The organism is Streptomyces sp. NPDC001852 (genome assembly GCF_042891825.1).
Lineage (GTDB): Bacteria > Actinomycetota > Actinomycetes > Streptomycetales > Streptomycetaceae > Streptomyces.
Map to the genome: position 1 here is coordinate 17,816 of NZ_JBIATN010000037.1, position 9,210 is coordinate 27,025.

Below are 9,210 nucleotides of genomic sequence, written 5' to 3' on the forward strand. Positions count from 1 at the left end.
GCTTGCATTCCGTTGTGGCAGCGGACGGCCTCGACGCTACTCATCGGGCCTTGGACGGCCAACCCCAGATGTGGTCACCGGCACCCCTACCGCTGCATCGGGGCCGGATTCAGGCAAATACCCGGGCGCCCCGCTGGGGGCGCCCGGGAGACGGGAGGATCAGTTTCCGGTTCCGACGTGATCGATTTCCTGGGCGTGCGCCAGGATGTCGCCGAATTCGGGGAACTGGGCTATCGCTTGAGTCGCGGTCAATTCCGGAAGGCGGGGACCGCGGACAATCGCCAGGAGATTTGCGGGAGAGAAGATCGCCAGGGGTGAGCCGGACAGGGCGGCGGCGTTGAACACCGCCTCGGCCACCCGGCCGTTCTCCGCTGCGACCTTGGTGACGCGCTCGTTCAGCCGCTGCTGGGCAGGGCTCGGCCGGCGCTTGGCGTTGGACTGCACGTCCGGGAAGAAGTGGTCCTGCGTGGTGGCGGCCATCCACGGGGCCACGGCGATCCGGGCGAGCGCCTTCTGCGCCCTGCGGGACAGGCCGGGGCGCAGGCCGCGGTGGCGGCGCAGCGTCTCGCGCAGGGCCACGGCCTGGCGGGCGGCCTGGGACATGCCGGTGCCGTAGTTCGGGTTGGGCGCCATCAGGGAGTCCCCGGTGGCGATGAAGCCCTCCGGCACCGGCAGCTTCTCGTAGTAGCGGCGCCGGTTGGCCATGCCCCGGTAGGGGCGGATCTCGGACACCGGGCGGGCCTTGGCGATGAGTTCGGCGATGACCGGGTGCCGGGTGCCGCGGGCGAACTCCACGAAGCCGTCCTCGTCGGTGGGCGGCACGGCGCCCCGGGTGCCGAAGAGGGTGACGATCCAGCGGCGGCCCTCGTTGGGCAGCAGCGCCGCGCCCCGGCCGGGCTCGCCGGTGCCGGCCTGGGCCTGGATGAGCACGCCGGGGAAGTCCTCGCGCAGTCCGGGCGGGGCCTCGAACACGCGGCTGGCGTAGGCGAATCCGCCGTCCACGACCTCCTCGTACACGGGGGGCACCCCGATCGCGGACAGCCAGTCGGGGGCCTTGCTGCGGCGGCCGGTGGCGTCGACGACGAGGTCGGCGGTGAGGGTCCGCTCGGCCTCGCCCTCCGGCTGGATCCGCACTCCGGTGACCCGCTCGCGTCCGCCGGCCAGGCCGGTGACCCGGGTGCCCTGCAGGACGGTGATCCGCGGATGGGCCAGCGCCCTGGAGCGCACCACGTGGTCGGTGAGGTCGCGGCTGCACAGCACCACGTACGCGGAGCTGGGCTGACGGCGGAACCAGCCCTCGCCGGAGCGGGTCAGGTTGCCCGAGGGCAGGGCGCGCCGCTTGGCGCCCGCCGCGTGCAGTTCCTCGGTGATGCCCGGCAGCAGCGACTCCAGCGCCTCCACGCCGCCGCGCATGAACATGTGGTTGTGGTGTCCCTGCGGCAGTCCGCGGCGCGGGGACGGGGTGTCCGGGTAACGGTCGCTCTCGACGACGGTGACGTCGGCGTACCGGCTCAGCGCGACCGCGGCGAGCACCCCCGCCATTCCGCCACCGAGCACTACTGCCCTGGTCATTGCGCGCTTCCTTCCTGCTGTACTGCCGCTGGTCCTCGGCGCTGTCAGTTCTCGATCCCGCACGTGGCGAGGTAGGTCTTCATGCGCCGCTCGGCCAGGGCGGGGTCCGGGAACAGGCCGAGGGTGTCGGCGATCCGGTAGGCGGTGGCCAGGTGCGGCACGGAGCGGGCCGACTGTTCGCCCCAGACCATCCGGAAGTGGCTCGCGTGACCGGCCAGCCAGCCGAGGAAGACCAGGCCCGTCTTGAAGAAGAGGGTGCTGCGCAACGGGCCGACGAAGACGTGCCGGTTCAGTTCCAGCGTCTCGTCCAGCAGCGCGCGGGCGGTCGCGGTGTCGCCGTCGTCCAGGGCCCGCAGGGCCTGGGCGGCCAGCGGCGCGACCGGGTCGAACACCGGGGACAGGCCGTGGCTGTGGCCCTGCTCGTCGCCGAGCAGCAGCTCGGGGTAGGCGTCGGTGTCGCTGGTGTAGAAGCGCACGCCTTCCGGCAGGCGGCGGCGCAGCTCGACCTGGCGCTCGACGGTGACGGGGGCGAGCTTGACGCCGTCCACCTTGTCCCGGTGCTGCTGGACGAGGTCGATGAGGGCGTCGTAGGCGGCGTCGATGTCCTGGTGGCCGAAGTAGCCCGCGTGGAAGGGGATCCACTCGGGCAGGATCCAGTGGATGATCGCCGGCTGGGAGGCCTGCCGCAGCAGGTTGCCGTAGACCTCGGCGTAGTCGTCGGGGCCCTGGGCGACGGCGGCCAGCTGCGGGCTGCACATGATGATGGCCTGGGCGCCGGCCTCCTCGACGACCGCGAGCTGCTGCTCGAAGGCCGCGGCGACGTCCTTCAGCGAGTGCTGGGCGAACGGGTCGAGCTGGTCGGTGGTGATGGCCGCGGCCAGCCGGCCGCCGACGGCGCGGGCCTCCGCGCCGGAGCGCCGGATCAGCTCGGCGGCACCCTGCCAGTCCAGGCCCATGCCGCGGTGCGAGGTGTCGAGGGCCTCGGCGACGGTGTAGCCGTGACTCCACAGGTGCCGGCGGAAGGCCAGGGTGGCGTCCCAGTCCAGGCGCTGCTCGGGGGGCGGGCCGACGGGCGGGCCGAACGGCTCGTTGGCTGCCAGGGGATCCCCGACGACGTGTGCCGTCGCAAGGATGGACCGCTTGCGGAACGGCGTGGCCACCGCGGAGAATTCACGCGGGGACGGGTTCGGCTGGTACGACGTGAGCGTACCGTCCGGTTCCGGAAGTTTAATCATCGATTCAGCTCCGAGACCTCACGGGAATCCACTGGCGATTCATTAAATCCAGCCACGTATCGGCCGCTCCATACGGCCGACCCCCTAAGTGCTCGATATCTCCCCCTAGTTTCCCGCCGAGCGGCTTGGTGCCGCGTGCTTAGGGGGGTCTTGGCACTGGATACGGAAACGGTGGATGTGACTTCATGGAGGTGCGGTCGGCCGGCTTGTGGTTCGCCGCGCTCTCACTGGCCGTCAGACGTGGAAGGTAACTATGTGGAAGTTTGAGCACAGCGTGGAGGCGAAGGCCACTCCGGCTGCGGTCTGGGCCCGCTACATCGACCTGCCGACCTGGCGCGAGTGGTACAACGACGTCAGCACGATCCGTGTCGAGGGTCCGGTCGTCTCCGGCGCCAAGGGTGTGATCGAGCAGGACCCGGAGCAGGGCCACCACCCGCAGCCGGTGCCGTTCACCCTCGTCGACGTCGTCGAGAACGAGGGCTTCACCCTGGAGTGCATGGCGCCCACGTCGGAGTCGGGTGTGAAGGACGAGACGTTCCTGCGCACCTCCCTGCGTGCCGTCGACAACGGCCAGGGCGGCGTGCGGATCACCCACTCGGCGATCCTCGACGGCCCGCAGAGCGCCGAGGTCGGCGCCGTGATCGGCGAGTTCCTCAGCACCAACCTGGTGGCGGGGCTGGAGCGGCTTGCGAAGGTGGTCGAGGCGTAAGCGCTGCGCCTGCCTCAGCCGTGGTGGGGCGCCTTCGTCCGCGGCGCCGTCGTGGCTGGTCGCGCCCGCCCGGCGGAGCCGCATACCGACACGGCTCCGCGCCCCTTCGGGCCCTGCCCCTCGCGGCGCTGCCATCCCCTCCCCCTGATCTCCGGCCGCCCGTATCCCCCCGCGGGCGGCCGGCGCGTGCCTGTGGCCCGCACCCCCTGACACAGGGGGTGCGGGCCATCGGTGTGTGCGGGGTCAGGGGGCTACGACGGTGATCGCGGACACCGGGCAGAAGTCAGCCGCTTCCTCGGTGGCCTCGTGCAGGTCGGGGGCCGGGGTGTCGGTGACGAGGACGACCCGGCCGTCCTTGGGGCTCTGCTCGAAGACCTTGGGGACGGCGAGCGCGCAGGACCCCGATCCCACGCACCGGCCCCGGTCGACGGAGACACGCATGTCGGCTCCTCCTCACCAGGTGACGGGCAGTTCGTGCAGGCCGTAGATGTGGCCGCCGTGCATGAAGGACAGCTCCTCCACCGGGACGGCCGGCCGCAGGGTGGGGATGCGGGCCAGCAGCGTGCTGAAGACGATCTCCAGCTGGACCCGGGCGAGGTTGGCGCCGAGGCACTGGTGGGCGCCGTAGCTGAAGGCGAGGTGGTTCTTGGAGTCGCGGTGGATGTCGAGGGCGCCCGGGTTCTCGAAGACCGTCTCGTCCCAGTTGGCGGCGCCGTTGCTGGCGATGACTCCCTCGCCCGCGCGGATGGTGATGTCACCGACCTGGATGTCCTGGGTGGCCACCCGGACGGTCGCGGAGTCCGCGATGGACAGGTAGCGCAGCAGTTCGTCGACGGCCTTGCGGGTCAGCGACGGGTCGGCGCGCAGCTCGTCGGCGACCTCCGGGTTCTGCATCAGCACCAGCGTGCCCAGGCCGATCATGTTGGCGGTGGTGTCGAAGCCGGCCACGACCAGCAGGCGCGCGATGGAGACCAGGTCGGCCAGCTCAAGGTTCGCCTCCTCGCGGTTCTTGGCGACGAGGCGGCTGAGCAGGTCGTCCCCGGGCTGCTGCTCCTTCTTCTGGATCAGCCGGCCGAGGAACTCGTCCATCTCGGTGTACAGGACCGTGATCTCCTCCTGGGTGGAGTCACGGTTCATGGTGACCTCGGAGTAGCGCCGGAAGTAGTCGATGTCCTCCGGGTCGGCGCCGAGCATCTCGCAGAACAGCAGCGAGGGGACCGGCGCGGCCAGTTCCTTGACCAGGTCCACGGTGCCGCCCTGGGCGAGCATGGCGTCGATCCGCTCGTCGACGATCTGCTGGATGCGCGGCTTGAGGGACTGGATGCGCCGGGCGGTGAACTCGGGGATCACCAGGCGGCGCTGGGTGGTGTGCTCGGGGGCGTCGAGCGCGGAGAACGGGAACTTGATGAACTGCAGCACCTCCTCCGGCACCGGGAACTGCAGCGGGTAGCCGGGCGACTTGGCGTTGGAGCTCATCGCCGGGTCGCCCAGGACCTTCTTCACGTCCTCGTACCGGGTCAGCAGCCAGGCCTCCTTGCCCGACAGCCGCAGCCGGACCTTGGTCGCCGGGTGCTCGGGCCGCAGCGCGGCGTACTCGTCGGGCGTGCTGAGCGGGCAGGAGCGGATGAACGGGAAGGGGAGCGCGGCGCTGTCCTCGCCGGCGGAAGCGGTGGCGTGGGCCGGGCACTGACTGATGTCGGCCTGGGCGACGTCGGACATGACGTTCGGTGTCCTCTCGGGCGGGGTGGGAAGCGAAGGGCGCTGGGTCAGGCGAGGGTGGCCAGGGCCGCCGGCTCGAAGGGCTTCAGCTCGTCGAGGCGGCCGTCGCGGATCTTGGCGACCCACTCGGCGTCGCCGAGCAGCGCGCGCCCGACGGCGACGATGTCGAACTCCTCGTTCGCCAGGCGGTCCAGCAGGTTGTCGATGCCCTGGGTACCGGCGCCGGTGCCCTCGGCGAACATCGTGATGAAGTCGCCGTCGAGGCCGACCGAGCCGACGGTGATGACCGGCTTGCCGGTGAGCTTCTTCGTCCAGCCGGCGAGGTTCAGGTCCGACCCCTCGAACTCCGGGTTCCAGAAGCGCCGGGTCGAGCAGTGGAAGGCGGTGAGGCCGGCCTCGGTCAGCGGCGTGAGGAACTCCTCCAGTTCCTCGGGGGTCTCGGCGAGGCGGGCGGTGAAGTCGGCGGTCTTCCACTGGGAGAAGCGCAGCACCACCGGGAAGCCGGGGCTCACCCGGGCGCGCACGGCCTCGATGATCTCCACGGCGAACCGGGTGCGCCCGGCGATGTCGCCGCCGTAGCCGTCGGTGCGCTCGTTGGTGCCCGCCCAGAAGAACTGGTCGATCAGATAGCCGTGTCCGCCGTGCAGTTCGACGCCGTCGAAGCCGAGCCGCTCGGCGTCCGCGGCGGCCTGGGCGAACGCCTCGACGACGGCGTCGATCTGTTCCTGGGTCATCGGCTCGGTCACCCGCTGGCCGGGGACGATGAGCCCGGAGGGGCCGACCATCGTGCCCGCGCCGGGCTCCCCGCCGGCGAGCGGGGCCAGGCCGACGTGCCACAGCTGGGCGAAGATCTTCCCGTCGGCGGCGTGCACCTGGCGCACGGCCTCGGCCCAGCCGGCCAGCGCCTGCTCGCCGTAGAAGTGCGGCACGGCCGGGTCGTTGGTGGAGCCCGGGTGGTTCACCACGGTGCCCTCGGTGATGATCAGGCCTACGCCGTGCTGGGCGCGCCGCGCGTAGTACGCCGCGACGTCGGCTCCCGGAACGCCGCCCGGGGACATGCTGCGGGTCATCGGCGCCATGGCGAAACGGTTCCTGAGCGGTACGCCGCCCAGCGTCACGGGTGCGAACAGGGGGCCGACAGGACGGGTTTCAGCAGGCGCAGTGGACGCGATGGACATGATGGAGGACATTCCCTTCAGCTGGATCGGCCGGCCGTGGAATGGGTCGGTGTCCTGGTCCGCACCGATTCGGCCACGTACCGATTGAAGCCAAGCGGGTCGCGCCGGAGCCACGCGTACGACCCCCTAAACACCGCTGCCGCCCCCCTAAAGACGGAGGGGGGCGGCGGTGCGGGCGGGCCGTGGTGGTTCCGGGCCCCTGTCTCAGCCCCTCAGTGCCTTGTCGATGACCGAGATGACCTCGGCCGCATGGGAGTTGAGGTAGAAGTGGCCGCCGGCGAAGGCCCTGAGCTCGAACGGCCCCGTGGTGTGCTGCTGCCAGGCCCGCGCCTCCCCGTCGGTGACATGCGGGTCGGCGTCGCCGGTCAGGACGGTGACCGGGCAGCTCAGCGGGGGTCCGGGCGTGTAGCGGTAGGTTTCCGCCGCTCGGTAGTCGGCCCGGATGGCGGGCAGGATCATCCGTACGATCTCCTCGTCGCCGAGGACCTGTTCGTCGGTGCCGCTGAGCCGTTTGACGTCGGCGATCAGCCCGTCGTCGTCCCTCAGGTGCACCCGCTCGTCCCGCACCGTGGAGGGCGCCCGCCGCCCGGAGGCGAAGAGGTGGCGCACCGTCCCCCCGGCCCGCTCCAGGCGCAGCGCCACCTCGAAGGCGAGGCTGGCGCCCATGCTGTGGCCGAACAGGGTGAGGGGCCGGTCCCCGTACGGGCGCAGTTCCTCGACGAGCGCGTCCGCCAGGGCGGGGATGCTGTCGATGCACGGCTCGTGCCGGCGGTCCTGGCGTCCTGGGTACTGGATCGCCAGGACCTCCGCGGTGGAGGCGAGTTGCCGGGACACGGGGAAGAAGTACGACGCCGAACCGCCGGCGTGCGGCAGGCACACCAGGCGCGGGGCACCCTGGGGACCGGGGTGGAAGCGCCGGACCCAGGCACCGGTGCCCACGGTGGTGTCCGCGGTCATGTCAGGCCCTCAGCTCCGGCGCGATGATGTAGTCGCTGACGTCGGCGTCGGTCTGCTCGACGCGGGCGAGGGCGGCGCGGACGGCGGGCTCCAGCCGGTCGCGCTTGGCCTCGTCCACCGCGTCGCGGTGCGGGGCGAACTCCGGCAGCACCTCGGAGGCGAACAGCTCCAGCGACTCCATGATGTGCTCGTGCTTGTTCTTGCCGATCTGCACCGAGAAGATGATCTGGTCGACGCCGGCCGCCTCGTAGCGGCGGATCATGTCGGCGATCTGCTCGGGGGTGCCGATGCCGCGGCGCAGCGAGGTGATCTGCTCGAGCATCTTCCTGACGTCCTCGGGCTGCTCCTCGCCGTCGCCGGCCGGCGCGGCGGGCTCGCGGACCAGGCCGACGCTCGCGCGGTTCTTCTCGAACTCCTCCCACACGCTGGTGACGCCCGGCTTGTGGTCGCCGGAGATGTAGTAGTGCATCAGCGCGTAGGAGAAGAAGTGGGCGCCGTCCAGGCCGCGGTCCAGGGCGGTGTCCTCGTCCTGGTGGCACATGAAGGGCACCACGACGGAGAAGTTCGGGTTGACGTTGAAGCCGATCGGCCTGCACTCGTCGGACTGGATGATGCCGTAGTAGGCGTCCACCCAGTCCTTGGCCTCCTCGGGGGAGACGAAGGAGAAGGACAGGGCGCCCATGCCGTTGCGGGCGGCGTCCTCGATGGTGGTGCGGGCGCTGCACGCCAGCCACATCGGCGGGTGGGGGGTCTGCTTCGGCTTGGGCAGCAGGTTGCGCGGCGGTACGTCGGTGAAGCGGCCCTGGTGGCCGGTGAACGGCGCCTCGGTCAGCAGCCGGGTGATGACCTTGACGTTCTCGGCCCACTGCTCCTTCTTGCTCTCGCGGTCCACGCCGAACGCGGCCAGCTCCAGCTGGGAGCTGCCCGCGCCGGAACCGAACTCGACCCGGCCGCCGGAGATCAGGTCCAGGGTGGCGATGCGCTCGGCGACGCGCACCGGGTGGTTCACGGCCGACGGGAGCTGGACGATGCCGTGCGCGAGGCGGATGTTGCGGGTGCGGGCGGCCGCCGCGCCCAGGAACACCTCGGGGGCGCCGGAGTGCGAGTACTCCTCGAGGAAGTGGTGCTCGGTCGCCCAGGCGTAGTCCAGGCCGAGCTTGTCGGCCAGCTCGATCTGCTCCAGGGACTCGTTGAACAGCTTCTCCTCGCTGTCCTGCTGCCACGGGCGCGGGAGCTGGTGGTGGTAGATGAGACCGAATCGCATGGTGTGTGTGCTCCTTGGATGGGCGCGGGTCGGTGGTGCCGCGTCAGGCGGCCGCGGGGCGGCGGAAGGCTGCGCGGTAGAACAACAGCGGATCGGCCTCGTGGTCGGCCGCGTTCAGGTGCAGGACCCGGCCCACGACCAGCCAGTGGTCGCCTCCGGGGTGCACCGTCTCGACGGCGCAGTCGATCCAGGCCAGCGAGCCGGGCAGGGCCGGCGATCCGGTGGCCGGTGCGGGCATCCAGTCCTGCCCGGCGAACTTGTCGGACCCGCTGACCGCGAAGGACCGGCACAGCGTCTGCTGGGCGGCGCTGAGCACGTTGACGCAGAACGCGCCGGACGGCTCGATGGTCGGCCAGGTGCGGGAGGTCCGGGCGACCGAGAAGGCCACCAGCGGGGGGTCGAGGGACAGCGAGAAGAAGGACTGGCAGGTCAGGCCGGCCGGTACGGTGCGACCGTGCTCCTCGGCCAGTCCGGTGATGATGGTGACACCGCTGCAGAAGCGGGAGAGCACCTGCCGGAAGGCGTCGGAGTCGACGCGAGGTTCGAGGGTGGCGGTGCTGGCTGGGGTGGCCATGG

At 71.2% G+C, this 9,210-nt stretch carries 9 protein-coding genes; 1 reads left to right on the top strand and 8 read right to left on the bottom strand.

The annotated features are described in order from the left end of the window. Positions 1-159: 159 nt before the first annotated feature. Together ACFYZB_RS40535 and ACFYZB_RS40540 are read right to left on the bottom strand one after the other, a co-directional pair. Positions 160-1,572 (bottom strand): FAD-dependent monooxygenase, encoded by a 1,413-nt coding sequence (locus ACFYZB_RS40535; RefSeq protein WP_351215309.1) that lies wholly within the window; start codon positions 1,570-1,572, stop codon positions 160-162. A gap of 44 nt (positions 1,573-1,616) precedes the next feature. Further along, positions 1,617-2,807, bottom strand: a complete 1,191-nt coding sequence (locus tag ACFYZB_RS40540) for a DUF993 family protein (protein ID WP_388766940.1) — start codon at positions 2,805-2,807, stop codon at positions 1,617-1,619. A gap of 253 nt (positions 2,808-3,060) precedes the next feature. Here ACFYZB_RS40540 and ACFYZB_RS40545 point away from each other — a divergent pair, with 253 nt between their 5' ends. Continuing rightward, positions 3,061-3,516: an SRPBCC family protein gene (locus ACFYZB_RS40545; protein ID WP_351215313.1), complete on the top strand. Its 456-nt coding sequence runs from the start codon at positions 3,061-3,063 to the stop codon at positions 3,514-3,516. Between the two features lie 243 nt (positions 3,517-3,759). On the opposite strand, the gene ACFYZB_RS40550 is transcribed toward ACFYZB_RS40545, so the two are convergent. The 6 genes from ACFYZB_RS40550 to ACFYZB_RS40575 form a co-directional block, all read right to left on the bottom strand. After that, a complete protein-coding gene (locus ACFYZB_RS40550; RefSeq protein ID WP_351215315.1) occupies positions 3,760-3,957 on the bottom strand; it encodes a ferredoxin in 198 nt (65 codons plus the stop codon). 12 nt (positions 3,958-3,969) lie between these two features. Continuing rightward, entirely contained in the window at positions 3,970-5,235 is a 1,266-nt protein-coding gene (locus ACFYZB_RS40555) for a cytochrome P450 (RefSeq protein WP_388766942.1), read from the bottom strand. 47 nt (positions 5,236-5,282) lie between these two features. Beyond that, positions 5,283-6,407 (bottom strand): NADH:flavin oxidoreductase, encoded by a 1,125-nt coding sequence (locus tag ACFYZB_RS40560; protein WP_388766965.1) that lies wholly within the window; start codon positions 6,405-6,407, stop codon positions 5,283-5,285. Between the two features lie 210 nt (positions 6,408-6,617). Further along, positions 6,618-7,370 carry a thioesterase II family protein gene (locus ACFYZB_RS40565; RefSeq protein ID WP_388766943.1) on the bottom strand — a complete coding sequence of 251 codons (753 nt, stop codon included), beginning with the start codon at positions 7,368-7,370 and terminating at the stop codon, positions 6,618-6,620. 1 nt (position 7,371) lies between these two features. Continuing rightward, complete coding sequence (locus tag ACFYZB_RS40570; RefSeq protein WP_388766944.1) at positions 7,372-8,634, bottom strand: LLM class flavin-dependent oxidoreductase; 1,263 nt, start codon at positions 8,632-8,634, stop codon at positions 7,372-7,374. Positions 8,635-8,677: 43 nt separating this feature from the next. Continuing rightward, positions 8,678-9,208, bottom strand: coding sequence for a flavin reductase family protein (locus ACFYZB_RS40575; RefSeq protein ID WP_388766945.1), 531 nt, complete (start codon positions 9,206-9,208; stop codon positions 8,678-8,680). Positions 9,209-9,210 lie beyond the last annotated feature (2 nt).